Source organism: Acidovorax sp. GW458-11-26-14-TSB4 (assembly GCF_059423865.1).
In genome coordinates this window covers 33,722-59,341 of the sequence record NZ_JBWKYR010000016.1, presented here as the reverse complement: position 1 = coordinate 59,341, position 25,620 = coordinate 33,722, and the positions used below count along the sequence as shown (strand labels likewise).

The window sequence follows — 25,620 nt, the reverse complement described above, 5'->3', positions numbered from 1 at the left end:
GCATCAGGCCTTCAAGGTCTGCCCGGGCGCGCGGGTGTGTAACACTCATGGGCACATCGGCTTTGGCCCGACCGGAGCCAGTTTCTCCCTTCACCACCCAACCCGAGGACAACGACCATGAGCGTTTACGACAAGCTTTCCGAACTGAACATCACCCTGCCCCCCGTGTCGGTGCCCGCCGCCGCCTATGTTCCCTACGTGCAGACCGGCAACCTGGTGTTCCTCTCCGGCCACATCGCGCGCAAGGATGGCAAGCCCTGGGCGGCCCAGTTCGGCCACAACATCAGCACCGAAGAAGGCAAGAGCGCTGCGCGCGCCGTGGCCGTGGACCTGCTGGGCACGCTGCATGCGGCCACCGGCGGCGACCTGAACCGCGTCAAGCGCATCGTCAAGGTCATGAGCCTGGTGAACTCGACCGGCGACTTCACCGAGCAGCACCTGGTGACCAATGGCGCCAGCGAGCTGTTCGGCCAGGTGTTCGGCGACAAGGGCGTGCATGCGCGCAGCGCCTTCGGCGTGGCGCAGATCCCCATGGGTGCCTGCGTGGAAATCGAGCTCATCGCAGAACTCGCGTAACCCCCTGAGCCGCTTCGCGTCATCTCCCTGAAGGGGGACGCTCAGCGCAAGCGCTGGTTACGCCGCCTTCGCGGCAGGGCGGCCCTTGCGCGGGAGCGCTGGCTTGCGGCGCGCCAGTTTCAACGGCCGCCTGACCGTCAGAACGACTCCCAGTCCTCCTCGGCACCCTGGGCCAGGGCCGGGGAACGCATTGGTGCAGCCTTGGCGGGCGCAGCAGGTTTCGCGGCCGGCTTGCTGGCGGCCTGCGTGATGCGGGGCGCGGCGGTCTTGGTGGCCGCCGCTGCCGGCCTGGCTGCGGGCGTGTGCGCCGCGCGCATCGGTGGCGCCACGCCGCCATAGGCGGCGCCATTGACCTTGAACACCGAGACCACCTGCGCCAGGTGTTCGGCCTGCTCGCGCAGGCTTTGCGCGGCGGCGGCACTCTCTTCCACCAGCGCGGCGTTCTGCTGGGTCATCTGGTCGAGGTTGCCCACGGCCTGGTTGACCTGGGAGATGCCGGCGCTCTGCTCGGACGAGGCCGAAGTGATCTCGCCGATCATGTCGGTCACGCTCTGCACCGAGCGCACGATGTCGGTCATGGTACTGCCTGCGTCGGCCACCAGGCGGCTGCCGGCCTCGACCTTTTCCACCGAGGCGCTGATCAGCGCCTTGATCTCCTTGGCGGCCTCGGCGCTGCGCTGGGCCAGGCTGCGCACCTCGCTGGCCACCACGGCAAAGCCGCGGCCCTGCTCGCCGGCACGCGCGGCTTCCACCGCCGCGTTGAGGGCCAGGATGTTGGTCTGGAAGGCGATGCCATCGATGGTGCCGATGATGTCCGAGATCTTCTTGCTGCTGTGGTTGATGTCTTCCATGGTGGACACCACCTGGGTCACCACCGAGCCGCCGCGCTCGGCCACGCCCGTCGCGCTGGCCGCCAGCGTGCTGGCCTGGCGGGCACTGCTGGCGCTCTGGGCAATGGTGCTGGTGAACTGCTCCATGGCGGCCGCCGTCTGCTGCAGGTTGCTCGAGGTCTGCTCGGTGCGGGCCGAGAGGTCGTGGTTGCCGGTGGCGATCTCGGCGCTGGCGATGGCGATGCTGTCGGTGCTCTGGCGCACCTGGTGCACCATGCGCCCGAGCGAATCGCTCATCGCATACTGCGAGCGCAGCAGGTCGCCGAACTCGTCGCCACGGGTGACAGAGCCCTGCTCGCTGAGATCCCCTGCGGCGATCTTGGCCGCAAGATCGTTGGCCTGCGCCAAGGGGCGCTGGATGTGGCCGATCAGGTAGTAGGCGCCGGCGATGATGGCCGCCAGCAGCACCGCCACCGCCACGGCGGCGATCTTCACGGTGAGCATGCGCGATTCGCCCATCTCGGCCAGGCGGGTTTGCGCGGTCTTTTGCTGCAGCTCCACGAAGTCACGCAGGGTCGTGAGGTAGGCCGCCACTGCCGGGTTGTAGGTCTGCTTGACCAGGGCCACGGCCTCGTCGGCCTTGCCATCGGCCTTGAGCTGACGCGCCTTGCCGCGCAGCTCGATCATGGTCTTGCGCGCGTCGGCGATCTTGGCCATCTGGGCCTTGTCCACATCGGACAGCGCCATGCCTTCGAGCGATTTCTGCACCTCGGTGATCTGGGCCGAGGTGGCGGCGATCACGTCCTTGAATTCGGCCTCGACCGCCGCATCGCTGCTCACGATCAGGGCCTGCGTACGGGCGGCATTGGTCTCGGTCAGGCCCGCCCAGCGGATGGCGGTGTTCACGCGGGTCTGCATTTCGCGCGACACCGCGTCGGCCTCGGCCTGCACCTTGGCCGAGCGGTAGGCCGAAAAGCCCACCACGCCGGCCAACATGACCACGATGAAGATGACAGCAAGCCAGAGTTTCTGGGCAATCCGAATGCGCTGGAACATCAGGGTCTCCTGGCGGGTTGGTGATTCCTGGTGCCGATTGACAGGATGCGTGGGCCGGCCGATGCGCCAGAAAACCATGACATCCGCGTGAAATGCCACCATGGGTTTACACATGGTGCTCTCTTTTTTGCCGTTTATCCAATCCGTAGCAACCCGCGTAGTCCCGCGCCAAAAACAAAAAAACCGCCTCGAAAGGCGGTTTGGAGGGAAATGTGGCCGTATCGGGCGATACCGGACTATTCCACCCGCGTCACCGCCGAAGGCTTGAAGCCCAGGTCCGCCGCCTTGCCCTTGCGCCCGCGCGCCGCCCGGGCGTTGTTGAGCGAGCGGATCTCCAGCGTTTCCTCCCGCTCCTTGCCGCCGCGGCCGATGCCGTCGATGCGGATGCTGCGCGTGTAGGCCGCGGCGCCGGCCAGCGTGTCCTTGGGCTCCAGGTCGATCAGCATCAGGCCGCGCCCGCCATTGGCCATGGTCTTGAGTTCGGTGATCTCGAAGGTCAGGATGCGCCCGCCCACCGAGGCGCAGGCCACGTGTGTGGCCGGTGCCAACGGCTGGCCGCCGCTGCTGCCGGCGGCGTGCGAAGGCGGACAGACGGTCTCGCCCTCGCCCAGCGACAGGAAGGCCTTGCCGCCCTTCTGGCGCGAGACCATGTTCTCGACCGAGGCGATGAAGCCATAGCCGCCCGAGTTGGACAGCAGCAGGCTGGCACTGGCCGGCCCGGCGAAGTAGTGCAGCAGCTGCGTGCCCGATTCGAGCTCGATCAGCGTGGTCACGGGCTGGCCGTCGCCGCGCGCACCGGGCAGCACCGACACCGGCACCGAGTACACGCGGCCATTGCTGCCAAAGGCCAGCAGGGTGTCGACCGTGCGGCACTCGAAGGTGCGGTACAGCCCGTCGCCGGCCTTGAAGGCGAAGCTTGCGGCCTCATGGCCATGGCCGGTGCGCGCACGCACCCAGCCCTTTTGCGAGACCACCACGGTCACGGGCTCGTCCACCACCTTGACCTCGGCCACGGCCTTCTTCTCGGCCTGGATCAGCGTGCGGCGCGCATCGGCGAAGGTCTTGGCGTCGGCCTCGATCTCCTTGACCATCAGGCGGCGCAGCGAGCCGGGGTTGTTCAGGATGTCTTCGAGCTTGCCCTGGCTGTCGCGCAGGTCCTTGAGATCCTGCTCGATCTTGAGGGCTTCGAGCCGCGCCAGCTGGCGCAGGCGGATTTCCAGGATGTCCTCGGCCTGGCGGTCGCTCAATGCAAAGCGCGCGATCAGCGCCGCCTTGGGGTCCTCGGCCTGGCGGATGATCGCGATCACCTCGTCGATGTTGAGCAGCACCAGCTGCCGCCCTTCGAGGATGTGGATGCGGTCCAGCACCTTGCCCAGGCGGTGCTGGGAGCGGCGGGTGATGGTGGTCTGGCGGAAGGAGATCCACTCCTCCAGCATCTGGCGCAGCGACTTCTGCACCGGCCGGCCGTCCAGGCCCACCATGGTCAGGTTGATGGGCGCCGAGGTCTCCAGGCTGGTGTGGGCCAGCAGTGCGGTGATCAGCTCCTGCTGCGGCGTCTTGCCGGTCTTGGGCTCGAAGACCAGGCGCACCGGCGCGTCCTTGCTGGATTCGTCGCGCACCACGTCCAGCACGGCCAGCATGCTGGCCTTGAGCTGGGTCTGGTCCTGGCTCAGCGCCTTCTTGCCGGCCTTGACCTTGGGGTTGGTGATTTCCTCGATCTCTTCGAGCACCTTCTGCGAGCTCACGCCCGGTGGCAGCTCGTTGACCACCAGTTGCCACTGGCCGCGCGCGAGTTCCTCGATCTTCCAGCGCGCGCGCACCTTGAGGCTGCCGCGGCCGGTGCGGTAGGCGTCGGCGATGTCGCCAGGGCTGCTGATGATCTGCCCGCCGCCAGGGTAGTCGGGGCCGGGCACCAGGGCCATCAGGTCGTCCTGCGACAGCGCGGGCGTCTTGATCAGCGCCACGCAGGCATCGGCGATCTCGCGCAGGTTGTGGCTCGGGATCTCGGTGGCCAGGCCCACGGCAATGCCACTGGCACCGTTGAGCAGCGCGAACGGCAGGCGCGCGGGCAGCTGGCGCGGCTCTTCCGTGCTGCCGTCGTAGTTGGGCATGAAATCGACCGTGCCCTCGTCGATCTCGTCGAGCAGCAGGCTGGTGATGCGCGACAGGCGGGCCTCGGTGTAGCGCATGGCCGCGGCGCCGTCGCCATCGCGGCTGCCGAAGTTGCCCTGGCCATCGATGAGCGGGTAGCGCTGGGCAAAATCCTGCGCCATGCGCACCAGCGCGTCGTAGGCCGACTGGTCGCCGTGCGGGTGGAAGCGGCCCAGCACATCGCCCACCACGCGGGCGCTCTTGACCGGCTTGGCCGCCGTGTTGCGCGTGGGGCCGCTGTAGCCCAGGCCCATGCGGTCCATGGAGTACAGGATGCGGCGCTGCACGGGCTTGAGGCCATCGCACACGTCGGGCAGGGCCCGGCCCTTGACGACCGAAAGCGCGTACTCCAGGTAGGCGCGCTGGGCGTAGCCGGCCAGGCCCAGGGAATCATCGCCGCCGTCGTCGGAGGCCGGGAAATCGAGAGTGGGTTGGTCGCTCATTCGTTCTTGCGGGATTCAGGTTCAGTCATTGCGGGCGCCTGCACCACACCGGTGGGTGGCAGGTTACCCCGGTTCAGGGCGCCGCCCTGCAGTTCCATGCGCACGCGGCCGGACACCGCGCGCTGGCTTTTCACGGGTGCGGGCGGCTTGAGCTGCGCATACAGGCCCAGCACGGTGCGCACGTAGTTCTGCGTTTCCTTGTACGCCGGGATCTGGTTGCCGGCGCGCTGTACCGCGCCCTCGCCCGCGTTGTAGGCGGCCAGGGCCAGGTCCAGGCGCTCGGGAAACAGGTTGAGCAGGTGGCGCAGGTAGCGCGTGCCGGTGGGCACGTTCACGGCCGGATCGGTGAGCTTCTTCTCCACCGAGCGTTTCGCATCAGCGCTCACACCAAAGCGCGTGGCCGTGGCCGGCATCACCTGCATCAGCCCCACGGCGCCCTTGGGCGACACGGCATCGGCATCGAAGCCCGACTCCGTGGCGATCAGCGCCTGCAGCAGTTCGTAGTCCACATCGTGCTTGGCAGCGGCGGCACGCAGATGGTGCTTGACGCGTTTGTAGTCCGGCGCAATGTCGAAGAACGCCAGCAGCCTGGCCCCCGCCGGCGGCAGGGCATGGGGCAGGGCCTGCGCATCGGAGGGACCATCGCGCGTGGAATCGAACTCGTTGCCCTTGAAGAACAGCTGGTAGTTGGCATCCACCTGCTCGGGCGCGAAGTGCGTCACGCCGCGCGGGTCGACATAGGCCCAGAGGTCGGCGTGGGCGGGGCCGGGGAAAAGGCCAAGGCCCATGGCCAGGGCCAACGCCATTCCCGCCGCTGCCTCGCGCCAGGCCCAGCCACGGCCGGCTGAACGTGGTGTTCGGCCCATCCAGGCTTGCAGCAGCGAAAAATGCCAGGGCATCATGGTGTCTTTACTTTTTCGGGGAAGCGCAGTTCATCCACAGCATCAAGACCGGCCTGGAGAATTTCCTCCTGCTTTGCCACGGGCATTTTCAGAATGTCCTGCAGCCGGATCGAATTGAGGGCCTCAAGTCTGCGAGAAATAGCTTCCAATTCGCGTTCACTGCGTGCGGCCGCATTGCGGTCCCAAAATTCCTGGCCCGCATAGCGTTTGCAAAGCGCGTACACGGCCCCTTCCAGAAAACGCGGGCTCACATCGAGCAGCCGCAGCGGCACCTGGATGAGGCGGCCATGTGCCGCAACCACCGGACGTCCCCATTGCCAGGGCAACTCGCCCTCCCTGCCTTTGAGAGCAACTGCCGCCGAAGGATCGACCACCAGTTGCAGTTTCAGAAAATTGCCGTGCCTCACCGCCGCATCGTGAACCTTCGGCCAAGGAACAAAAAACTCACCAACCACATGGAATCCAAGCTGGTCCACGCGCAGCAGGTAACCGCACCGGAACGCGCGTACGGCCTGCGACCCATGCGTCCAGAGCGCGATCGCGAGCAAGGACAGCACCAATGCCACCACGACGACGCTGAGCACCGGATCCCGGCTCCTGTGCGTTGCGCCAAACATCACGGCCAATACGCCCATGCACAGGAACAAAGCCACCGTCAGCAGCCATCGAGGCCACAGCATTCCAACCAGCAATTGCGCTTGCGAGAATTCCTGGCCCAGCACCTCTTCCTTGCCTGCATAGTGCGCTTGCCTGCGACGAAGCGCACGGTCACATCGAATGACCAACCAAAAAGCACCGATCATGCAAGCTGCTACCGAAAGCAGAGACGGTGTTCTCACAGGTTCGGGAGCGGACATGGCCATCATGATCGCGGGCAATCCCCCGATCAGAACCACCGCGCCGAGCCCCCGTCCAAGATGCAGCCAGGACATCAGATACCGCCGCGTGAAAACCAAAAGAAACGTCCAGGCATTCTGGGCTTCACTTTGTCTTGAGGAAACCGAGTTCCTTCAATCCGTCCATGGCGGCCTGGACCTTCTGCCTGCGCTCGGCCGCAGGCAGTTTCGCGATGTCTTCGTAGCGGACCGAATTGGCGACGGCAAACACTTGCTCCTGCCGCTTTCTCTGTGCATCTGCCCGCTCCAGATCCGCCAATTCTTCAGGGCGTGCATGGGCCTTCCACTGGTCGAGAAAGCGCTCGCCATGGCGCTTGCACAGCGTCCGTACCGCGCCCTCGATGGCATGCGGGCTGGCTGCATACAGATACAGCGGCACTTCCAGAATGCGGCCCTCTGCGGTGAGACGGGGGCGATTCCACCGCCACGGCCCATACCCTGCACCCACACCGGCGGTCCGCGCCGATGGCGCATCAACCGCCAACTGCAGACGGTAGGGGCGCCTGATGGACTCTCCTGCATGGCGAAGCCCTGCAGATCCGTACCACAGGTCTAGGCCCCGTACCATCGGCCACGGGACGGCGCGCTCGCCGGCCACCGAAATCCCCGTAGGACCGACGCACAGCAGATGGCCGGAACGCGCCACCCGCAGTGCCAGCACGAGCAAGCCGCCCATGGCGGCCAGGAGCATTGCAGCGACCCCGGCCGCCAATGCACCCACCACCAGGGAATCCGCTTTCCATGCCGCCAGCGCACAGAGCACGGACAGCAATGCGAAGCCCCCGGTGGCCCCCACCTGAAGCAGCCACCGTAACCAGTGCATCCCCACCTGCAGTTGCGCTTGTGTGAAGCCCTGCCCTTTTTGCTGCTCCTGCCGCAGCTTGCGCTCCAGGGCGGCATCCAATGCAAGGTCGCAAACCACGGCCACCAACAGGCCTGCAAGCATGCAGGAGCCAGCCAACAGCATCTGGGCAGGCCTCTGATCGGCGAAGGCAAGCACCGCAGGGAGCAAGGCCCCCATCAGCGCCACCATGCCGAGCAAACGCCCCAGATGCAGCAGCGTCATCATCAGATATCGATCTCGACCGCATCGCCATGCAGTTCCATCAGCTCGCGCCGCGAGGCTGCCTCGCCCTTGCCCATGAGCTTGGTGATCAGGCCCTCGGTCGCGGCGAAGTCCATGCCGCCCAATTGCACGGGTAGCAGGCGGCGCGTGTCGGGGTTGAGCGTGGTCTCCCACAGTTGCTCGGCGTTCATCTCGCCCAGGCCCTTGAAGCGGCTGATCTGGCACTTCTCGCGCGCCACGCCATCCTTGGCGCATTTGTCGAGGATGGCGGTGAGTTCGCCCTCATCGAGCGCATACATCTTGGCGGCAGGCTTCTTGCCGCGCGCCGGCACGTCCACACGGAACAGCGGCGGGCGGGCCACATAGATGTGGCCGGCCTCGATGAGCTTGGGGAAATGGCGAAAAAACAGCGTGAGCAGCAACACCTGGATGTGCGAGCCGTCCACGTCGGCGTCCGACAGGATGCAGACCTTGCCGTAGCGCAGGCCCGAGAGGTCGGGCGTGTCGTTCGGGCCGTGCGGATCCACGCCGATCGCGACCGAAATGTCGTGGATCTCGTTGTTGGCGAACAGGCGGTCGCGCTCCACCTCCCAGGTGTTGAGCACCTTGCCGCGCAGCGGCAGGATGGCCTGGCTTTCCTTGTCGCGGCCCATCTTGGCGCTGCCGCCGGCCGAGTCGCCCTCGACCAGGAAGACTTCGTTGTGGGCGATGTCGCGGCTTTCGCAGTCGGTGAGCTTGCCGGGCAGCACGGCCACGCCCGAGCCCTTGCGCTTTTCGACCTTCTGGCCGGCCTTCTGGCGCGTCTGCGCGGCCTTGATGGCCAGCTCGGCGAGCTTCTTGCCGTAGTCCACGTGCTGGTTGAGCCACAGTTCGAGCGCCGGGCGCACGAAGCCCGACACCAGGCGCACGGCGTCGCGCGAGTTCAGGCGCTCCTTGATCTGGCCCTGGAACTGCGGGTCCAGCACCTTGGCCGAGAGCACGTAGCTGGCGCGGGCGAACACGTCCTCGGGCAGCAGCTTGACGCCCTTGGGCAGCAGGCTGTGCAGCTCGATGAAGCTCTTGACGGCGTTGAACAGGCCGTCGCGCAGGCCGCTTTCGTGCGTGCCGCCGGCGCTGGTGGGGATCAGGTTGACGTAGCTCTCGCGCATGGGCTGGCCGTCTTCGGTGAAAGCCACGCACCACGATGCCCCCTCGCCCTCGGCAAAGCTCTCGTTGTTGCGGTCGGCATAGCCCTCGCCCTCAAAGAGCGGGATCACCGGGTCGCCGCTGAGCGTCTGCATCAGGTAGTCGCGCAGGCCGCCCTTGTACTGCCAGGTCTGGGTGTCGCGCGTCTTCTCGTTGGTGAGCGTCACGGTGACGCCGGGCATGAGCACGGCCTTGCTGCGCAGGAGGTGGGTGAGCTCGCCCATGGGCAGCGCGCTCGACTCGAAGTACTTGGCATCGGGCCAGGCGCGCACGGTCGTGCCCTGCTTGCGCTCGCCGGCTTCCAGGGCCCGCGTCACCAGGGGTTCGACCACGTCGCCGGCCGAGAATGCCAGGCGCGCCACCTTGCCCTCGCGGTGGCTGCTCACCTCCAGCCGGGTGGACAGGGCGTTGGTGACGCTCACGCCCACGCCGTGCAGGCCGCCCGAGAAGCTGTAGGCGCCGCCCGAGCCCTTGTCGAACTTGCCGCCGGCATGCAGGCGGGTGTAGACGAGCTCGATCACCGGGGCCTTTTCCTCGGGGTGCATGCCGAAGGGGATGCCGCGCCCGTCGTCCTCCACGCTCACCGAGCCGTCGGCGTGCAGCGTGACCTTGATCTTCTTGCCATGGCCGGCGAGCGCCTCGTCGGCGGCGTTGTCCAGCACCTCCTGGATGATGTGCAGGGGGTTGTCGGTGCGGGTGTACATGCCCGGGCGCTGCTTGACGGGCTCCAGGCCCTTGAGCACACGGATCGAGCCCTCGGAATATTCACTGGCGGAAACGGAAGACGGTTTGGCAGACATGCGGCGGATTGTAGTGCGGCGGCGCAGCAAAAGCTGGATGAAAATACAGGTCCATTGCTGGCAACTGTACTGTTCGGTAGTGTGCGGGCAGATTGTGGCCAATCTGGCTACATTCTGCGCATGTCCTTGAATCCTCCGAAACTGTCCATGTTCCAGGTGCTCGCGTGCGGCGCGGCCATCGTCACCCTGTCCATGGGCACCCGCCACGGCTTCGGCCTGTGGCTGCAGCCCATCACCCAGGAAATGGGCTGGACACGCCAGACATTCGCCCTGGCCATCGCCATCCAGAACCTTTCCTGGGGCCTGATCGGTATCTTCGCGGGCATGGCGGCCGACCGATTCGGCGCCTTCCGCGTGCTGCTGGCCGGCGCCGCCCTGTATGCGGCAGGCCTGGCCGGCATGGCCTTGTCACCCACGCCGCTGCTGTTCGCGCTGACTACCGGCGTGTTGATCGGCGCTGCCCAGGCGGGCACCACCTATGCGGTGATCTATGGTGTGCTGGGCCGCCAGATCGCGCCCGAGAAGCGCTCCTGGGCCATGGGGGTGGCCGCAGCGGCCGGCTCCTTCGGCCAGTTCCTCATGGTACCCCTGGAGGGCTGGCTGATCGCCAGCTTCGGCTGGCAGCAGGCGCTTTTGACGCTGTCGCTGGCAGTGCTGCTCATCGTGCCCCTGGCCTTCGGCCTGCGCGAGCCGGGCTTCAAGGGCACGGCCCCGGTCAAGCGCGACCAGACAATCGCCCAGGCGCTGCTGGAGGCCTTCCGCTATCCCAGCTTCACGCTGCTCATGGCGGGCTACTTCGTCTGCGGATTCCAGGTGGTGTTCATCGGCGTGCACATGCCCAGCTACCTCAAGGACCACGGCCTCTCGCCCCAGGTGGCCAGCTACGCGCTGGCGCTGATCGGCCTGTTCAACGTGTTCGGCACCTATATTGCGGGCACCCTGGGCCAGCGCCTGCAAAAGCGCTACATCCTGGCCTTCATCTACTTTGCGCGGGCGATTGCCATTGCGGTGTTCCTGGTGGTACCGCTGTCGCCGGCCTCGGTGTACATCTTCTCGGCCGTCATGGGCACGCTGTGGCTGTCCACCATTCCGCCCACCAATGCCACCATTGCCCAGATCTTCGGCGTGCAGCACCTGTCCATGCTCGGCGGCTTCGTGTTCTTCAGCCACCAGATCGGCAGCTTCCTGGGCGTGTGGCTGGGCGGCTACCTGTACGACGCCACGGGCAGCTACGACATCGTCTGGTACATCTCCATCGCCCTTGGAGTGTTCGCGGCCCTGGTGAACCTGCCGGTCAAGGAAAGCCCTATCCAGCGCAGGGCCCCGGTGCCGGCATGATGGCGGGCTGAACCACCGCCTTCTGCCATGCCCACCGCCCCCGAGCCCCAGCCCCCCAGCCCGCCGGCCCTGCCGCTGGCGTGGCGGCTGCTGGCGTGGGCGGTCTCCATCGTGGCCTGCCTGGCCGTTTTCGGCCTGTACACGGCCCCCGAATTCATGGTGCTGCTGGCCGACAAGGTGTGGAGCTGCTTTTGAGCCGGATACGGCCCACCCCAGGGCACAGCGCGCTCCTTTTTCAATAGCAAACGATGCACGGATCTGACAACCCATCGGACTGGGTGCGCCGCTGGTCCCACCTGATCGCGCCCGGCAGCACGGTGCTCGATGTGGCCTGTGGTGCGGGGCGCCACCTGCGCTGGCTGCACGGCCTGGGCCATGCCGTGGTGGGGGTGGACCGATCCGCCGAGGCGGTGGCGGCCGCCGCACCGCTCGGCGAGATGGTTTGCGCCGATATCGAGAACGGCCCCTGGCCTTTCGCCGGGCGGCAGTTCGGCGCGGTAGTGGTGACCAACTACCTGTGGCGCCCGCTGTTTCCCACCCTGCTGGCGAGCCTGGCGCCGGGTGGTGTACTGCTCTACGAGACCTTTGCACACGGTAACGAAACGGTGGGCCGCCCCGCACGGTCCGAGTTCCTGCTGCAGCCGGGTGAACTGCTGGCAGCCTGCAATGGCCTGCGCACCGTGGCCTACGAGGACGGCTTTGTCGAAGAACCCGCACGTTTCGTGCAGCGCATCACGGCCGTGAGGGAACTTGCGGACGCCGGGGCACCCTCAAGACATCTGCTGGCCAGCCGGCCTAGTTAGAATGCTCTTTTATCCCGTTCACCACTGCGGACATGACATCTTCCTTAGTGCCACTCACCGGCAGCATCGTCGCCCTCGTCACCCCCCTGCATGAGGACGGCAGCGTCGACTACCCTGCGCTGCGCAAACTGATCGACTGGCACATTGCCGAAGGCACCGACTGCATCGGCGTCGTGGGCACTACGGGCGAATCGCCCACGGTAAACGTCGAGGAGCACTGCGAGATCATCCGCGTGGCCGTGGAGCAGGCCGCCAAGCGCGTGCCCATCATGGCCGGCTGCGGCGCCAATTCGACGGCCGAGGCCATCGAGCTGGCCCGTTTTGCCAAGAAGGTGGGCGCCGACTCGCAGCTGCAGGTCGTCCCCTACTACAACAAGCCCACGCAAGAGGGCCAGTACCAGCATTTCAAAGCCATCGCCGAGGCCGTGGGCGACCTGCCCACCATCCTGTACAACGTGCCCGGACGCTCGGTTGCGGACATGCAGCACGACACCGTGCTGCGCCTGGCCCAGGTGCCCGGCATCATCGGCATCAAGGAGGCCACGGGCAACATCGAGCGCGCGCAGTGGCTGATACGCGAAGCTCCCAAGGGTTTCGGCATCTACTCGGGCGACGATCCGACCGCCGTGGCCCTGATGCTGTGCGGCGGCCATGGCAATGTGAGCGTGACGGCCAACGTGGCGCCGCGCCTGATGCACGAACTGTGCGTGGCGGCGATTGCCGGCAACGTGCGGCGCGCCATGGAAATCCAGTTCCAGCTGATGCCCGTGCACAAGCAGCTCTTCGTCGAAGCCAACCCCATCCCCGTGAAGTGGGCCGTGGCCCGCATGGGCCTGTGCGGTGGCACACTGCGCCTGCCCATGACCCCTCTGAGCCCGGCCAATGAAGCCGTGGTCGAGGCGGCCCTGCGCTCCGCCAGCCTGATCTAACAACCCGGGCTGCGCCCGAACCCTGACACTCCAAGGATATTCGCGTGAACGCTGTTACTACCCGAGTGGGCCTGCTGGCCCTCGCCCTGGCACTGTCCGCCTGCTCCGCCCTCGAAGGCGACAAGATCGATTACAAGAGCGCCGCCAAGGGCTCCACGCTGGAGGTGCCTCCGGACCTGACCCAGCTCTCGCGCGACTCCCGCTACAACGTGCCGGGCGGCGCCGTGTCGGCCGCAGCCCTGCAGGCCAGCCAGGCGGCCCAGCCCTCGGGCACGGCCAACGCGGCCGCCGCGCAACTGGGCGACGTGCGCATCATGCGCGAAGGCAACAAGCGCTGGCTGGTGATCGACCGCCCGGCGGACAAGCTGTGGGAGCCCGTGCGCGACTTCTGGCTGGAGAACGGCTTCACGCTGGACCTGGACCAGGCCAACCTGGGCATCATGGAGACCGACTGGGCCGAGAACCGCGCCAAGCTGCCGCAGGACCTGATCCGCTCCACGCTGGGCAAGGTCATCGACTCGCTGTACTCCACCGGCGAGCGTGACCGCTTCCGCACCCGCCTGGAGCGCAACGCCGCTGGCGGCACCGAGGTCTACATCACGCACCGCGGCATGATCGAGGTCTACAGCAACACCACCAAGGACCAGACCGTCTGGCAGCCCCGTGCAGCCGACCCCGAGCTGGAAACCGAATTCCTGCGCCGCCTGATGGTCCGGCTGGGCGTGAGCCAGGAGCAGTCCAAGGCCGTCGTGGCAGCCTCCGCCGCACCGGTGGCGCAATCGGCCACGGTGGCCAATGTGAACAATGTACCCGTGGTGCAGATCAACGAGGGCTTCGACCGCGCCTGGCGCCGTGTCGGCGTGGCGCTGGACCGCACCGGCTTCACCGTGGAAGACCGCAACCGCAATGAAGGCGTGTACTTCGTGCGCTACGTCGCACCCAACGCGGACAAGAAGGAGCAGGGCTTCTTCGGCAAGCTGTTCAGCCGCTCGCCAGCCGCCGTGCCGCCGCTCAAGTACCGCATCGTGGTGCGCAGCCAGGCGGAGTCGACCACCGTGTCGGTGCTCAACGAGGGCGGCTCGCCCGAATCCTCGGCCAACGCCGAGCGCATCCTGCGCGTGATTGCAGACGAGCTGAAGTAAACGGACACCCCACCCTGCGGCGCCTGGACGCCATCCCTCGGGGTGGTGCCCAGGCGCTCTTCATTTCTCCATGCTGCGTTTGAAGAACCTCGCCAGCGGCAGCGCTGGCAACGCCACCGTGGTGGAGGCCAGCGACGGCCTGCACACCCGGCGCCTGCTGGTCGATTGCGGCATCGGCCCGCGCCAGCTCGAAACCCGCCTGGCGGCGGCCGGACTGCAGATCGGCCAGATCGACGGCCTGTTCATCACCCACGAACACTCTGACCACATCGGCTGCGCGCACGCGCTCGCGCTGCGCCACCGCATCCCTGTGTGGATGAGCCAGGGCACGCACATGGCCATCGGCGCGCCCGATTTCGATGGGCTGCTGCACCTGGCGCAGGACATGCAGGCCATCGAGCTGGGCCCGCTGTCGTTTCGCCCCTTCACGGTGCCCCACGATGCGCGCGAGCCCCTGCAGCTGCGCTGCACCGATGGCGCCCACGACCTGGCGCTGCTCACCGACCTGGGCCATGCCTCGTCCCACGTACTGCAGCAGGTGGCAGGCTGCCACGCGCTGTTCATCGAGGCCAATCACGATCCGGACCTGCTGGCCGCCTCGGCCTACCCGGCCTTCCTCAAGCGCCGGGTGGGCGGTGCCTACGGCCACCTGGCCAACCAGGCCACGGCCGCCATCGTGCAGGCCGTGCGGCACGATGGCCTGCAATGGGTGGTGGCCGCCCACCTGAGCGCGCGCAACAACACGCCCGAACTGGCCCGGCAGGCGCTTGCGGGTGCACTGCAGTGGGCACCCGAGCTCATCGTGGTGGCCGACCAGGCCCAGGGAACGGGCTGGCTGACCGTGGGTGAACAGCCCACGCCCACAGGGCCACTGACCCCGCCGCCGCTGCCCACCTCCCTGTTCTGAGGGCGAGCGAAAAAAAACCCTGCACTCTTGCGAGGGCAGGGTTTCCGAGCCATGGCCGGCGCCAGGCGCCGGCCGCGGTTCAGGCGTGCTTAGTTCGAAGCAGCGCTGGCAGCAGCGGTAGCAGCCGTGGCAGCAGCGTTGGCGGCAGCAGCAGCGTCCGAAGCGGCAGCAGCAGCGTCGGAAGCAGCAGGAGCGGCTTCGGAAGCAGCTGGTGCAGGTGCTGGAGCGGGAGCTTCCACGGGTGCTGGCGCTGGTGCTGGAGCGGGTTCTTCCTTCTTGCCGCAAGCGGCGAGGGCTGCAGCAGCGATCAGGGCGGCCAGAACGAGAGAGTTCTTCATTGCGATTTTCCTATTGTGGACAGACAGAATCTTGAAAAGCCACGGCGCCCGGCCCGAAAAAGCCTTTGCGCATTGGCACAGTGCACTTGAGTAGCACCATTTCGGCGCAGCCGCCGATTATATTGGCATTTAGTCAATACTGACTAACACCGATGCAAGGTTTACCATGCCTTCACATGGTGCAAGGCCTGGAAACGCCAAGTCGGGCGTTTGTCCTACAGGCCCAGGGTGGAGGCGGGGAAGCCCGGTGCACTTTTTCCCTGCAGCCATTCATTGAGCGTTTCGCGCACGAGCACGCGGCGATCAGGCTCGCTGCCCGTGACGCCCACGCAGCGCTCGGGGTCGAGCCGGTGCATCACCCACTGCGGCGACCATAACACACTGGGGATGTCGAGCGGATCGGCCGAGCCGGCACGCCGGCAGGTGATGATGTGGTCCCAGGTGCCGCGCCAGCGCACGAAACGCGCGTGGCGGCGGATCAGGTCGTCGTAGGATCCGGCCAGCATGGTGAAGCGCCGGCCCGTCTTGGCCCAGGCCTGCAGCGATTCGGCCACCGCGCGTTCGCCCAGCGGCCAGTCGTGGAAATTGGCATCGCTGAGCACGATCTCTCCCCAGCCCTCGCGCGCCGCGGTGGCCAGCGCATCGCGCACCAGTTGGATGAAGGTCTCGCGGCTGGCGAAACGGCCCGAAGGCAGCTCGCCTGGCGAAGCGGCCGACGGTGGGGTGCTCGGGTCCTGCGTCACGGTCAATCCTCCTGCGGCTCCTGGGCACCGGAGTGGGCCCATCCCGCATCGCACCAGGACGATACCAGTTGGAGCGCATCGTCGCTGGCGCGCGCCAGTTCCCGCGCGGACAGGCGCCGCTGGTCGGCCAGGCGGCGCATCAGTGTGGCATCGCGGCCGCCAGCGCGGTAGCTCTCGCCGTTGATGAATACATGGTGCGCGTCGTACATCATGCGCGTGCGCCGGTCCAGCACCACGCTCTCGATCATGGCGCCGGATTCGTCGGGGTCGAACCAGACGTTGGGCTTGGGCTCGGTCAGGTACTCGCCCAGGGCGCGCTCCAGCGCCAGCGGTTCGGCCAGGGCCCGGGCCAGGGCGTCGCGGGCGAAGTCCTGCAGGCTGGCCGGGATGGCGGCGGGCTGCTCCACCGCCTCCTGGCGCGGGTCGCGGTAGAGCACGCGGGTGTCACCCTCCTCGGCCTCCTCGGTCAGGCGCACCAGCAGTTCATTGGCGAGCTCGGCCCGCGCCGGCGCGCGAAAGCCGATGGAATAGGTCATGCACTCGCCTTCGGCAATGCCGTCGTGCGCATAGAGCGGGGGAAGGTAGAGCATATCGCCAGGCTCCAGCACGAACTCTTCCTCGGGCTCGAAATTCGCGAGCACCTTGAGGGGGATGCCGTCCTTGAGGGTGAGGTCCTTCTGGCGGCCGATGCGCCAGCGCCGCCGGCCATGGGCCTGCAGCAGGAACACGTCGTAGCTGTCGAAGTGCGGGCCCACGCCGCCGCCATCGCTGGCATAGCTGATCATGAGGTCGTCCAGGCGCGCCTCGGGCACGAAGCGGAACTGCTGCATCAGCGCATGCACGCCCTGGTCGTGCAGGTCCACGCCCTGGACCAGCAGGGTCCAGTCGGGTTGCTTGAGCGAGGGCAGCGCGCGGCGCGTGAACGGGCCCTGGCGCAGCTTCCAGGCGCCCTTGACCTGCTGCACCAGGCGCGACTCCACGCCCTCCTGCCCGGCCAGGTCGAACAGCGCGGCACGCTGCACCGGCGCCACGAAGCCGGGTATGGCCTGGCGCACCAGCAGGGGCTTCTTGTGCCAGTGGCGGCGCATGAACTGGGCAGGGGAAAGGCCCCCCAGAAGGGTCAGGGCTTGGTGGGCGTCCATGGGTACTGTGCGGCCCTTTGCGGGGCGGTTGGTCAAACTGCGACAATTCTCCTATGGAAATTACCGAACAATGCGTGGTCGCTCTGACCTGGATCCTCAAGGACACCCTGGGCGAGGAACTCGATGTGCTCGATGAGCCCGTGGAGTTCCTCGTGGGGGGCGACGACCTTTTGCCCCGCATCGATGAGGCCTTGCAGGGCCATGGCGTGGGCGCCTCCGTCGCGCTGCACCTGGAGCCCGAAGACGCCTTTGGCGACTTCAACGACCAAATGCTGTTCCTGGAGCCGCGCTCGCTGTTCCCCGCAGAGCTCGAAGAAGGCATGACCTTCGATGGCGCAGCCCTGCCCGAAGGCGTGAACCCCGACGCCCCGCGCGACGCGCTCTACACCGTGGCCGAGGTCTACCCCGAGCATGTGGTGCTGGACGGCAACCACCCGCTGGCCGGTATCGCGCTGCGCATCACGTTGCAGGTGCACGCCGTGCGCGAAGCGACCGAGGACGAGATCGGCCAGGGCACGGCTGGCACCGGTTTCTTCCGTGTGCAGCCGCAGGCGCCTGGCAACGACCTGTTGCACTGACCCTTTCCAGAAAGCCACAATGGAACAGGCCCTCGCGAGGGCCTGTTCCATTTGCGGCGCAGACAGGGCGTCAGATGCGCTGGATCTGGCCTTCGACCATGCGCACACGGTCGCCGATGCGCAGATCGCCTGGCGAGGGCACGTCATAGGCGCGGTAGCCGCCCTGGTCCAGCTGGATGGAAACGCGGTAGCCCAGGTATTCGCCGCTGTTGTTGCGGCGCTCCACGGCATTGCCGGCCACGGCGCCGCCGATCAGCCCCACTGCGGTGGCGGCTGCACGGCCCGAACCACCGCCCACGGCATTGCCCAGCACGCCGCCGACCACCGCACCGATCACGGCGCCCGCACCCGAGGTGCGGCCGGAACCTTGCGTGTGCGTGGTCTCGATGTTGGCCACACGGCCGAACTCGGTGACGACCGACGTGTTGTAGACCGGGGCGGGCGCCACCGTGGTGGTGTAGCCGCCGCCGGCATAGTATTCCTCCGAGCGGGGGGGGGCGCCACAGGCGGCCAGGCTGGCAATCAGCACGAGGGAGCCGGTCAGGGTGGCGATGCGGGTGAACTTGGTGGTCATGGCAAATCTCCTGGAATGAATCTCGCCGGGCAGGCCGCTGCGGGGACCGCAGCGTTTACCGCCAAGCAATGCTGAGATTGAAGCACCGGGGATGCGCCCGCCACGCCATCTGGCAGCCGATGGCTGCGTCAGGCCGCGCACCCTGGTGACGTCAGTGCTCACCTACAGGACAGAAAAGCCAGCACCGCGCTTGTAAGCGTTTGTGCTCGCGCTTACAGATCAGCCCTTGCCGGTGGAGCCGTAGCCTCCCTCGCCGCGCTCGGAGGGGGGGAATTCCGTGACCACATTGAACTGTGCCTGCACCACCGGCACGATGACCAGCTGCGCCAGGCGCTCCATGGGTTCGAGCGTGAAGGCGGTGCTGCTGCGGTTCCAGGCGCTCACCATGAGCTGGCCCTGGTAGTCGCTGTCGATCAGACCGACGAGGTTGCCGAGCACGATGCCGTGCTTGTGGCCCAGGCCCGAGCGCGGCAGGATCAGCGCGGCGTAGCCCGGGTCCTTGAGGTAGATGGAGATGCCCGTAGGCACCAGTTGCCAAGCATTGGGTTCGAGGGTGAGCGGTGCATCAAGGCAGGCCCGCAGGTCGAGCCCCGCACTGCCGGGCGTGGCATAGGTAGGCAACTGGTCCGCCATGCGCGGATCGAGAATCTTGACGTCAATCTTCACTTCTTGTTTCCTGTCTTGCGCTGCTGGGCGGCTTGCCGCTGGCGCTCCTTCACGGCCACGGGCTTGGGCACCACCACGGTGCCCGCCGCCGACGCGGCATTGATCACGATGCCCATGAACCACCACAGGCCGGCCATCACTGCCAGCACGAACCATGAGCCCTGCCCTGCCATCAGCAGCGTGAGTGCATGCACCGCCGCAACCACGGCCAGCAGGGTGCGGGCGATGCGCACCATGCCGACGAACGGGGCCAACATTTGCAGCAGATCTGGGGGCAATGCCACGGCCACGGGCGTGGGACTGGCCGCAGCCCGGCGTGCGGCCGCCTGGGCGGACCCGGGGGCCACGCCGCCAGGGTGCACCACCTGGGCCGAATGCGCGGCCTGCGAGCGCCCCGCCTGGAGGGCCTGCTGGGCGCTCAGGCGCTCCACGTAGCTGGCAAAATCGCCATTGGGCGGGGTGTCCCATTCGGGTTTGATCGAGTGCATGCTCACAAGGCCTCCCTCCGGGGATCATGGAATCGGATGCGCGCCCTGCTCAGCCACGCCGTGCCGGCAAGCGTGCCGCCACTTCGGCGACCAGGCCCTGAGCCAGCGAGCGCTTGGACGCCAGGGGCAGTTCGCGGTGGCCGTGCTCATCCACCAGCAGCAGGGCATTGTCGTCCTGGCCGAAGGTGGCGGGACCGATGTTGCCCACCAGCAGCGGGATTTTCTTGCGCAGGCGCTTGGCCGTGGCATGGGCCAGCAGGTCATGGCTTTCGGCGGCAAACCCTACGCAGTAGAGCTCGCCCGATTGCGCCTCTTGCAGTTGGGCCACCGTGGCCAGGATGTCGGGGTTTTCGGCAAAGGCCAGGGTCGGCGCCTGGCCCGAGCCATCCTTCTTGATCTTTTCGCCCGCCTGGGTGGCCGGCCGCCAGTCGGCCACGGCCGCCGTGGCGACGAACACCGACGAGGTGGGCGCCAGCGCCATCACCGCCGCCAGCATCTGCTGGGCCGACTGCACGTTGACGCGCTGCACGCCGCGCGGCGTGGGCAGGTGCACGGGCCCAGCCACCAGGGTCACCTCGGCACCCGCCTCGCGCGCGGCGCGGGCGATGGCAAAGCCCATCTTGCCACTGGAGAGGTTGGTGATGCCGCGCACCGGGTCGATGGCCTCGAAGGTCGGGCCGGCGGTGATCAGCACCTTGCGCCCGGCCAGGGGCTTGGGCGCGCAGAAGGCGATCAGCTCGTCCAGCAACTCCAGCGGCTCCAGCATGCGGCCGTCGCCGGTTTCGCCGCAGGCCTGGTCGCCATTGCCCACGCCGAGCACCCGGGCGCCGTCCCTGGCCACCTGGGCCAGATTGCGCTGGGTGGCAGGGTGGGCCCACATTTCGCGGTTCATGGCCGGTGCCAGCAGCAGGGGCACCTTGTCCATGGGACGGGCCAGGCACAGCAGGCTCAGCAACTCGTCGGAGCGGCCCTGGACCAGGCGGGCGATGAAGTCGGCGCTGCAGGGCGCGATCAGGATCGCATCGGCCTCGCGGCTCAGGTTGATGTGGGGCATGTTGTTGGGCTCGCGCGCATCCCACTGCGAGCCGTAGACCGGCCGTCCCGACAGGGCCTGCATGGTCACCGGGGTGATGAACTGCGCGGCGGCCTCGGTCATCACCACCTGCACGGTGGCGCCCTCCTTGATGAGCTGGCGGCACAGGTCGGCCGACTTGTAGCAGGCTACGCCCCCGCTCAGACCCAGAACAATGTGTTTGCCAGCAAGCTCATTCATGGGCGCGAATTTAGCAGACGGCCGGCATGCCGGCAGGCACGCCCGAAAGACCTTGGCCCGGCCCGGTGCCGGGCGGCCATCTATAATCCCGATTTCCCACCACCAAAAAAGACATGACCAAATTTGTCTTCGTCACCGGCGGTGTGGTGTCTTCCCTGGGCAAGGGAATCGCCTCAGCCTCCCTTGCCGCGATCCTTGAATCGCGGGGCCTCAAAGTCACCCTCATCAAGCTCGACCCGTACATCAACGTGGACCCGGGCACCATGTCCCCGTTCCAGCACGGCGAAGTGTTCGTCACGGACGACGGCGCCGAAACCGACCTCGACCTCGGCCACTATGAGCGTTTCATCGAAACGCGCATGAAAAAGACCAACAACTTCACCACCGGCCGCATCTACCAGAGCGTGCTGGAGAAGGAGCGCCGCGGCGACTACCTGGGCAAGACGGTGCAGGTGATCCCGCACGTCACCAATGAAATCCAGGAGTACATCAAGCGCGGCGCCGGTGTCGGCACCGACGATGCGGTCGATGTGGCCATCGTCGAAGTCGGCGGCACCGTGGGCGACATCGAGTCCCTGCCCTTCCTGGAGGCCGTGCGCCAGCTGAGCCTCAAGCTCGGCCCGAACAACGCCGCCTTCGTGCACCTGACCTACGTGCCCTGGATCGCCGCGGCCGGCGAGCTCAAGACCAAGCCCACGCAGCACACCGTGCAGGAACTGCGCAAGATCGGTATCCAGCCCGACGCGTTGCTGTGCCGCGCCGACCGCCGCATGCCCGAGGACGAGCGCAGCAAGATCTCGCTGTTCACCAACGTGCCCGAGTGGGGTGTGATCAGCATGTGGGACGTGGACACCATCTACAAGGTGCCGCGCATGCTGCACGAGCAGGGCCTGGATGGCCTGATCTGCGACAAGCTGCGCCTGAACACGCCGCCCACCAGCCTCAAGCGCTGGGACCAGCTGGTGTACGAGACCGAGCACCCGCAAGGTGAAGTGACCATCGCCATGGTCGGCAAGTACGTGGACCTGTCGGACAGCTACAAGTCGGTGAACGAGGCACTGCGCCACGCCGGCATGAAGAACCACGTGCGCGTGAAGATCGAGCATGTGGACTCCGAGACCATCAACGCCGATGACGCGGCCGAGAAGCTGGCCAAGTACGACGCCATCCTGGTGCCCGGCGGCTTTGGCGCGCGTGGCGTGGAAGGCAAGATCAGCACCGCCCGCTTCGCCCGCGAGCAGCATGTGCCCTACCTGGGCATCTGCCTCGGGATGCAGGTCGCGACCATCGAGTACGCGCGCCATGTGGCCGGCCTCAAGGACGCCAACAGCACCGAGTTCGAGCCCGCCACGCCCCACCCCGTGATCGCCCTGATCACCGAGTGGAAGGACGCCGACGGCACCATCAAGCAGCGCGACGAGAACTCCGACCTGGGCGGTACCATGCGCCTGGGCGCGCAGAGCTCGGACGTTTCGGCCGGCACGCTGGCGCACGAGATCTACGGCAACATCGTGACCGAGCGCCACCGCCACCGCTACGAAGCCAATGTGAACTACCTGGACCAGCTGCGCAAGGCGGGCCTGGTGATCTCGGCGCTGACGCAGCGCGAGCAGCTCACCGAGATCGTGGAGCTGCCCAAGAGCGTACACCCCTGGTTCATCGGCGTGCAGTTCCACCCCGAGTTCAAGTCCACGCCCTGGAACGGCCACCCGCTGTTCAACGCCTTCATCAAGGCGGCGGTGGAGCACCAGAAGAGCCTGCAGCAAAAGCCCGCGGTGGCGGCCTGACTGACTGCGCAAAACCCACAGAAGAAAAGAGACCTTGCCATGAAACTCTGCGGCTTCGACGTCGGCCTCGACCAACGCTTCTTCCTCATCGCAGGCCCCTGCGTGATCGAGTCCGAGCAACTGCAGATGGACGTGGCCGGGCAGCTCAAGGAGATCACGGGATCGCTGGGCATCCCGTTCATCTTCAAGAGCAGCTTCGACAAGGCCAACCGCTCCTCGGGCACGAGCTTTCGCGGCCCGGGGCGTGAGAAGGGCCTGGAGATCCTGGCCAAGATCCGCAAGGACCTCAACGTGCCGGTGCTCACCGACGTGCACACCGAGGACGACATCACCGAGGCCGCCAAGGTGGTCGACGTGCTGCAGACGCCTGCCTTCCTGTGCCGCCAGACCGACTTCATCCGCGCCGTGGCGCAGTCGGGCAAGCCGGTGAACATCAAGAAGGGCCAGTTCCTTGCGCCCCACGACATGAAGAACGTGATCGACAAGGCCCGCGCTGCCGCCAAGGAAGCCGGCCTGCCCGAGGACGCCTTCATGGCCTGCGAGCGCGGCGCGAGCTTTGGCTACAACAACCTGGTGTCGGACATGCGCAGCCTGTCCATCATGCGCGAGACGAATGCCCCGGTGGTGTTCGACGCCACGCACTCGGTGCAGCTGCCCGGCGGCAACGGCACCAGCAGCGGCGGCCAGCGCGAAATGGTGCCGGTGCTGGCGCGCGCGGCCGTGGCCGTGGGCGTGGCCGGCCTGTTCATGGAAACCCACCCGGACCCGGCCAAGGCCCTGTCCGACGGCCCCAACGCCGTGCCCCTGAAGCACATGAAGGCGCTGCTGGAGACCCTGGTGGCCCTGGACGGCATCACCAAGAAGAACGGTTTTCTCGAAAACAACTTTGGAGCCTGAGACATCATGAGCAGTGGTTACGTCATCGCATCCGTCACCGTCACCAACCCCACGCAGTACGAGGAGTACCGCAAGTGGAGCACCATCGCCATGCAGGCCCACGGCGCCGAAGTGTGCGTGCGCGGCGGCAAGGTCGAGGTGCTCGAGGGTGACTGGAACCCCGGCCGCACGGTGATCCTCAAGTTCCCGAGCTTCGAGGCGGCCCGCGCCTTCTACGATACGCCCGAGTACCAGAAGGCCAAGGCGGCGCGCGAAGGCGCTGCGATCATGCGCATGGTGTGCGTCGAAGGCGTCTGAGTCCGTACCCGGTTCGTACCCGGACCCCTTAATTACTATCAAATCGGTAGCATAGAATCGCGACCGACGCGCGACAGCATCAGTTCTGGCTGGATTCCACCTGCCCCATGCCTGTCTGGATGAATTTCAAAAACCCTCAAGGAAGATCATGAGTGCCATTGTTGACATCGTAGGCCGCGAAGTGCTGGACAGCCGCGGCAACCCCACCGTCGAGTGCGACGTGCTGCTGGAGTCGGGCGTGATGGGCCGTGCGGCCGTGCCTTCGGGCGCGTCCACCGGCAGCCGCGAGGCCATCGAAATGCGCGATGGCGACAAGAGCCGCTACCTGGGCAAGGGCGTGCTCAAGGCGGTGGAGCACATCAACACCGAGATCTCCGAGGCCGTGCTGGGCCTGGATGCCTCCGAGCAGGCTTTCCTGGACAAGACGCTGATCGACCTCGATGGCACCGACAACAAGAGCCGCCTGGGCGCCAACGCCATGCTGGCCGTGTCCATGGCCGTGGCCCGCGCCGCAGCCGAAGAGTCCGGCCTGCCGCTGTACCGCTACCTGGGCGGCATGGGCAGCATGCAGCTGCCCGTGCCCATGATGAACGTGATCAATGGCGGCGCACACGCCAACAACAGCCTGGACCTGCAGGAGTTCATGATCATCCCCGTGGGCGCCCCCACCTTCCGCGAAGCCCTGCGCTGGGGCGCCGAGGTGTTCCATGCCCTGAAGAAGATCCTGCACGACAAGGGCATCAGCACCGCCGTGGGCGACGAAGGCGGCTTTGCACCGAGCGTCGAGAACCATGAAGCCGCCATCGTGCTGATCCTGCAGGCCATCGAAGCCGCCGGCTACACCGCAGGCGAGCAGATCGCCCTGGGCCTGGATTGCGCGGCCAGCGAGTTCTACAAGGACGGCCACTACGTGCTGGAAGGCGAAGGCGGCCTCAAGCTGACGGCCACGCAGTGGACCGACATGCTGGCCAGCTGGTGCGACAAGTACCCCATCATCAGCATCGAAGACGGCATGCACGAAGGCGACTGGGATGGCTGGAAGATCCTGACCGAGCGCCTGGGCAAGAACGTGCAGCTGGTGGGCGACGATCTGTTCGTGACCAACACCAAGATCCTCAAGGAAGGCATCGACAAGCACATCGGCAACTCGATCCTGATCAAGATCAACCAGATCGGCACGCTGACCGAGACCTTCGCCGCCATCGAGATGGCCAAGCGCGCCGGCTACACCGCCGTGATCTCGCACCGCTCGGGCGAGACCGAGGACAGCACCATCGCCGACATCGCCGTGGGCACCAACGCCGGCCAGATCAAGACCGGCTCGCTGTCGCGCTCGGACCGCATCGCCAAGTACAACCAGCTGCTGCGCATCGAGGAAGACCTGGGCGACATCGCGCACTACCCCGGCCGCGCCGCGTTCTACAACCTGCGCTGAGCCTGCCCGCATGCCGGTCCGGCCGCCTGCCCTGCCGACGGCCTCCGGCCGCGGGCGGCCGTTCCTGCGCGCAAACAGGTAAGCTGGCGCCACCATGGTCAACCGCCTCGTTCCGGTCGTGCTGCTGGCCCTGCTGGCAGCCGTGCACGCCCAGCTCTGGCTGGGGCGCGGCAGCCTGCCGCGCGTGAACGAGATGCAGCGCCAGATCGACGTGCAAAAGGCCGCCAATGCCCAGGCACAGCAGGCCAACGAGCGCCTGAGCTCCGAGGTGCACGACCTCAAGGAAGGCCTGGACATGGTCGAGGAAAAGGCGCGCAGCGAGCTGGGCATGGTGCGGCCCAACGAGATCTACGTGCAGTTCACGCCGCGCTGAGCGCG

26 protein-coding genes are annotated in these 25,620 nt (G+C 66.8%); 13 read left to right on the top strand and 13 right to left on the bottom strand.

All coding sequences use genetic code 11. The features are described from left to right. Positions 1-117 precede the first annotated feature (117 nt). On the top strand, positions 118-576 hold the full coding sequence (locus AC07X5_RS24900) for a RidA family protein (RefSeq protein WP_494772295.1): 459 nt from the start codon (positions 118-120) through the stop codon (positions 574-576). Positions 577-713: 137 nt separating this feature from the next. Here the strand turns inward: AC07X5_RS24900 and AC07X5_RS24895 are convergent, their stop codons facing one another. The 6 genes from AC07X5_RS24895 to AC07X5_RS24870 form a co-directional block, all read right to left on the bottom strand. Next, complete coding sequence (locus tag AC07X5_RS24895) at positions 714-2,462, bottom strand: methyl-accepting chemotaxis protein (RefSeq protein WP_494772294.1); 1,749 nt, start codon at positions 2,460-2,462, stop codon at positions 714-716. A gap of 236 nt (positions 2,463-2,698) precedes the next feature. Continuing rightward, positions 2,699-5,056: a DNA topoisomerase IV subunit A gene (gene parC / locus AC07X5_RS24890; RefSeq protein WP_494772293.1), complete on the bottom strand. Its 2,358-nt coding sequence runs from the start codon at positions 5,054-5,056 to the stop codon at positions 2,699-2,701. Then, on the bottom strand, positions 5,053-5,862 hold the full coding sequence (locus tag AC07X5_RS24885) for a lytic transglycosylase domain-containing protein (RefSeq protein WP_494772345.1): 810 nt from the start codon (positions 5,860-5,862) through the stop codon (positions 5,053-5,055). The genes parC and AC07X5_RS24885 overlap by 4 nt, the downstream gene beginning before the upstream one ends. Before the next feature lie 92 nt (positions 5,863-5,954). Beyond that, complete coding sequence (locus tag AC07X5_RS24880; protein ID WP_494772292.1) at positions 5,955-6,890, bottom strand: hypothetical protein; 936 nt, start codon at positions 6,888-6,890, stop codon at positions 5,955-5,957. Positions 6,891-6,939: 49 nt separating this feature from the next. After that, positions 6,940-7,923: a hypothetical protein gene (locus AC07X5_RS24875; protein ID WP_494772291.1), complete on the bottom strand. Its 984-nt coding sequence runs from the start codon at positions 7,921-7,923 to the stop codon at positions 6,940-6,942. Next, positions 7,923-9,905 (bottom strand): DNA topoisomerase IV subunit B, encoded by a 1,983-nt coding sequence (locus tag AC07X5_RS24870; protein ID WP_494772290.1) that lies wholly within the window; start codon positions 9,903-9,905, stop codon positions 7,923-7,925. The genes AC07X5_RS24875 and AC07X5_RS24870 overlap by 1 nt, the downstream gene beginning before the upstream one ends. 120 nt (positions 9,906-10,025) lie before the next feature. Here AC07X5_RS24870 and AC07X5_RS24865 point away from each other — a divergent pair, with 120 nt between their 5' ends. From AC07X5_RS24865 to AC07X5_RS24840, 6 genes are all read left to right on the top strand, one after another. Beyond that, the gene (locus AC07X5_RS24865) at positions 10,026-11,243 is read left to right on the top strand and encodes an MFS transporter (protein WP_409960488.1); all 1,218 of its coding nucleotides are present in this window, start codon (positions 10,026-10,028) and stop codon (positions 11,241-11,243) included. A gap of 27 nt (positions 11,244-11,270) precedes the next feature. Further along, entirely contained in the window at positions 11,271-11,438 is a 168-nt protein-coding gene (locus tag AC07X5_RS24860) for a hypothetical protein (protein ID WP_409960487.1), read from the top strand. A gap of 53 nt (positions 11,439-11,491) precedes the next feature. Further along, on the top strand, positions 11,492-12,046 hold the full coding sequence (locus AC07X5_RS24855; protein WP_409960486.1) for a class I SAM-dependent methyltransferase: 555 nt from the start codon (positions 11,492-11,494) through the stop codon (positions 12,044-12,046). A 32-nt stretch (positions 12,047-12,078) separates the two neighbouring features. Beyond that, a complete protein-coding gene (dapA, locus tag AC07X5_RS24850; protein WP_409960485.1) occupies positions 12,079-12,975 on the top strand; it encodes a 4-hydroxy-tetrahydrodipicolinate synthase in 897 nt (298 codons plus the stop codon). Between the two features lie 44 nt (positions 12,976-13,019). After that, positions 13,020-14,117, top strand: a complete 1,098-nt coding sequence (gene bamC, locus AC07X5_RS24845; protein ID WP_494772289.1) for an NlpB/DapX family lipoprotein — start codon at positions 13,020-13,022, stop codon at positions 14,115-14,117. 70 nt (positions 14,118-14,187) lie between these two features. After that, positions 14,188-15,024, top strand: coding sequence for an MBL fold metallo-hydrolase (locus tag AC07X5_RS24840; RefSeq protein WP_494772288.1), 837 nt, complete (start codon positions 14,188-14,190; stop codon positions 15,022-15,024). 89 nt (positions 15,025-15,113) lie between these two features. On the opposite strand, the gene AC07X5_RS24835 is transcribed toward AC07X5_RS24840, so the two are convergent. From AC07X5_RS24835 to AC07X5_RS24825, 3 genes are all read right to left on the bottom strand, one after another. Next, positions 15,114-15,362, bottom strand: a complete 249-nt coding sequence (locus AC07X5_RS24835; protein ID WP_494772287.1) for a hypothetical protein — start codon at positions 15,360-15,362, stop codon at positions 15,114-15,116. A gap of 215 nt (positions 15,363-15,577) precedes the next feature. Beyond that, entirely contained in the window at positions 15,578-16,105 is a 528-nt protein-coding gene (locus AC07X5_RS24830; protein WP_494772286.1) for a hypothetical protein, read from the bottom strand. A 2-nt stretch (positions 16,106-16,107) separates the two neighbouring features. After that, positions 16,108-17,247 carry a JmjC domain-containing protein gene (locus tag AC07X5_RS24825; protein ID WP_494772285.1) on the bottom strand — a complete coding sequence of 380 codons (1,140 nt, stop codon included), beginning with the start codon at positions 17,245-17,247 and terminating at the stop codon, positions 16,108-16,110. A 53-nt stretch (positions 17,248-17,300) separates the two neighbouring features. Here AC07X5_RS24825 and AC07X5_RS24820 point away from each other — a divergent pair, with 53 nt between their 5' ends. After that, positions 17,301-17,825: an FKBP-type peptidyl-prolyl cis-trans isomerase gene (locus AC07X5_RS24820; protein WP_494772284.1), complete on the top strand. Its 525-nt coding sequence runs from the start codon at positions 17,301-17,303 to the stop codon at positions 17,823-17,825. A 70-nt stretch (positions 17,826-17,895) separates the two neighbouring features. Here the strand turns inward: AC07X5_RS24820 and AC07X5_RS24815 are convergent, their stop codons facing one another. From AC07X5_RS24815 to coaBC, 4 genes are all read right to left on the bottom strand, one after another. Further along, the gene (locus AC07X5_RS24815) at positions 17,896-18,399 is read right to left on the bottom strand and encodes an outer membrane lipoprotein (RefSeq protein ID WP_494772283.1); all 504 of its coding nucleotides are present in this window, start codon (positions 18,397-18,399) and stop codon (positions 17,896-17,898) included. 219 nt (positions 18,400-18,618) lie between these two features. Further along, positions 18,619-19,065: a dUTP diphosphatase gene (gene dut / locus AC07X5_RS24810; protein WP_494772282.1), complete on the bottom strand. Its 447-nt coding sequence runs from the start codon at positions 19,063-19,065 to the stop codon at positions 18,619-18,621. Continuing rightward, on the bottom strand, positions 19,062-19,553 hold the full coding sequence (locus AC07X5_RS24805) for a hypothetical protein (RefSeq protein WP_494772281.1): 492 nt from the start codon (positions 19,551-19,553) through the stop codon (positions 19,062-19,064). Before AC07X5_RS24805 ends, dut begins: the two co-directional genes overlap by 4 nt. A gap of 49 nt (positions 19,554-19,602) precedes the next feature. Further along, positions 19,603-20,826 carry a bifunctional phosphopantothenoylcysteine decarboxylase/phosphopantothenate--cysteine ligase CoaBC gene (gene coaBC, locus AC07X5_RS24800; RefSeq protein ID WP_494772280.1) on the bottom strand — a complete coding sequence of 408 codons (1,224 nt, stop codon included), beginning with the start codon at positions 20,824-20,826 and terminating at the stop codon, positions 19,603-19,605. A gap of 113 nt (positions 20,827-20,939) precedes the next feature. Here coaBC and pyrG point away from each other — a divergent pair, with 113 nt between their 5' ends. From pyrG to AC07X5_RS24775, 5 genes are all read left to right on the top strand, one after another. Beyond that, the gene (gene pyrG, locus AC07X5_RS24795) at positions 20,940-22,613 is read left to right on the top strand and encodes a CTP synthase (protein WP_409960474.1); all 1,674 of its coding nucleotides are present in this window, start codon (positions 20,940-20,942) and stop codon (positions 22,611-22,613) included. A 39-nt stretch (positions 22,614-22,652) separates the two neighbouring features. Beyond that, on the top strand, positions 22,653-23,510 hold the full coding sequence (gene kdsA / locus AC07X5_RS24790) for a 3-deoxy-8-phosphooctulonate synthase (RefSeq protein WP_494772279.1): 858 nt from the start codon (positions 22,653-22,655) through the stop codon (positions 23,508-23,510). A gap of 6 nt (positions 23,511-23,516) precedes the next feature. After that, positions 23,517-23,807 (top strand): DUF1330 domain-containing protein, encoded by a 291-nt coding sequence (locus AC07X5_RS24785; RefSeq protein ID WP_007859228.1) that lies wholly within the window; start codon positions 23,517-23,519, stop codon positions 23,805-23,807. A 148-nt stretch (positions 23,808-23,955) separates the two neighbouring features. Next, entirely contained in the window at positions 23,956-25,242 is a 1,287-nt protein-coding gene (eno, locus tag AC07X5_RS24780; protein ID WP_409960473.1) for a phosphopyruvate hydratase, read from the top strand. Positions 25,243-25,336: 94 nt separating this feature from the next. Then, the gene (locus AC07X5_RS24775; RefSeq protein ID WP_409960472.1) at positions 25,337-25,615 is read left to right on the top strand and encodes a septum formation initiator family protein; all 279 of its coding nucleotides are present in this window, start codon (positions 25,337-25,339) and stop codon (positions 25,613-25,615) included. The last annotated feature ends 5 nt before the right edge of the window (positions 25,616-25,620 follow it).

Bases quoted from the DNA above. Each gene is read 5' to 3' on its own strand.
- AC07X5_RS24900 (WP_494772295.1), top strand. From the start codon at position 118: ATGAGCGTTTACGACAAGCTTTCCGAACTGAACATCACCCTGCCCCCC.
- AC07X5_RS24895 (WP_494772294.1), bottom strand. From the start codon at position 2,462: ATGTTCCAGCGCATTCGGATTGCCCAGAAACTCTGGCTTGCTGTCATC.
- parC (WP_494772293.1), bottom strand. From the start codon at position 5,056: ATGAGCGACCAACCCACTCTCGATTTCCCGGCCTCCGACGACGGCGGC.
- AC07X5_RS24885 (WP_494772345.1), bottom strand. From the start codon at position 5,862: ATGGCGTTGGCCCTGGCCATGGGCCTTGGCCTTTTCCCCGGCCCCGCC.
- AC07X5_RS24880 (WP_494772292.1), bottom strand. From the start codon at position 6,890: ATGTCCTGGCTGCATCTTGGACGGGGGCTCGGCGCGGTGGTTCTGATC.
- AC07X5_RS24875 (WP_494772291.1), bottom strand. From the start codon at position 7,923: ATGATGACGCTGCTGCATCTGGGGCGTTTGCTCGGCATGGTGGCGCTG.
- AC07X5_RS24870 (WP_494772290.1), bottom strand. From the start codon at position 9,905: ATGTCTGCCAAACCGTCTTCCGTTTCCGCCAGTGAATATTCCGAGGGC.
- AC07X5_RS24865 (WP_409960488.1), top strand. From the start codon at position 10,026: ATGTCCTTGAATCCTCCGAAACTGTCCATGTTCCAGGTGCTCGCGTGC.
- AC07X5_RS24860 (WP_409960487.1), top strand. From the start codon at position 11,271: ATGCCCACCGCCCCCGAGCCCCAGCCCCCCAGCCCGCCGGCCCTGCCG.
- AC07X5_RS24855 (WP_409960486.1), top strand. From the start codon at position 11,492: ATGCACGGATCTGACAACCCATCGGACTGGGTGCGCCGCTGGTCCCAC.
- dapA (WP_409960485.1), top strand. From the start codon at position 12,079: ATGACATCTTCCTTAGTGCCACTCACCGGCAGCATCGTCGCCCTCGTC.
- AC07X5_RS24840 (WP_494772288.1), top strand. From the start codon at position 14,188: ATGCTGCGTTTGAAGAACCTCGCCAGCGGCAGCGCTGGCAACGCCACC.
- AC07X5_RS24835 (WP_494772287.1), bottom strand. From the start codon at position 15,362: ATGAAGAACTCTCTCGTTCTGGCCGCCCTGATCGCTGCTGCAGCCCTC.
- AC07X5_RS24825 (WP_494772285.1), bottom strand. From the start codon at position 17,247: ATGGACGCCCACCAAGCCCTGACCCTTCTGGGGGGCCTTTCCCCTGCC.
- AC07X5_RS24820 (WP_494772284.1), top strand. From the start codon at position 17,301: ATGGAAATTACCGAACAATGCGTGGTCGCTCTGACCTGGATCCTCAAG.
- AC07X5_RS24815 (WP_494772283.1), bottom strand. From the start codon at position 18,399: ATGACCACCAAGTTCACCCGCATCGCCACCCTGACCGGCTCCCTCGTG.
- AC07X5_RS24805 (WP_494772281.1), bottom strand. From the start codon at position 19,553: ATGCACTCGATCAAACCCGAATGGGACACCCCGCCCAATGGCGATTTT.
- coaBC (WP_494772280.1), bottom strand. From the start codon at position 20,826: ATGAATGAGCTTGCTGGCAAACACATTGTTCTGGGTCTGAGCGGGGGC.
- pyrG (WP_409960474.1), top strand. From the start codon at position 20,940: ATGACCAAATTTGTCTTCGTCACCGGCGGTGTGGTGTCTTCCCTGGGC.
- kdsA (WP_494772279.1), top strand. From the start codon at position 22,653: ATGAAACTCTGCGGCTTCGACGTCGGCCTCGACCAACGCTTCTTCCTC.
- AC07X5_RS24785 (WP_007859228.1), top strand. From the start codon at position 23,517: ATGAGCAGTGGTTACGTCATCGCATCCGTCACCGTCACCAACCCCACG.
- eno (WP_409960473.1), top strand. From the start codon at position 23,956: ATGAGTGCCATTGTTGACATCGTAGGCCGCGAAGTGCTGGACAGCCGC.
- AC07X5_RS24775 (WP_409960472.1), top strand. From the start codon at position 25,337: ATGGTCAACCGCCTCGTTCCGGTCGTGCTGCTGGCCCTGCTGGCAGCC.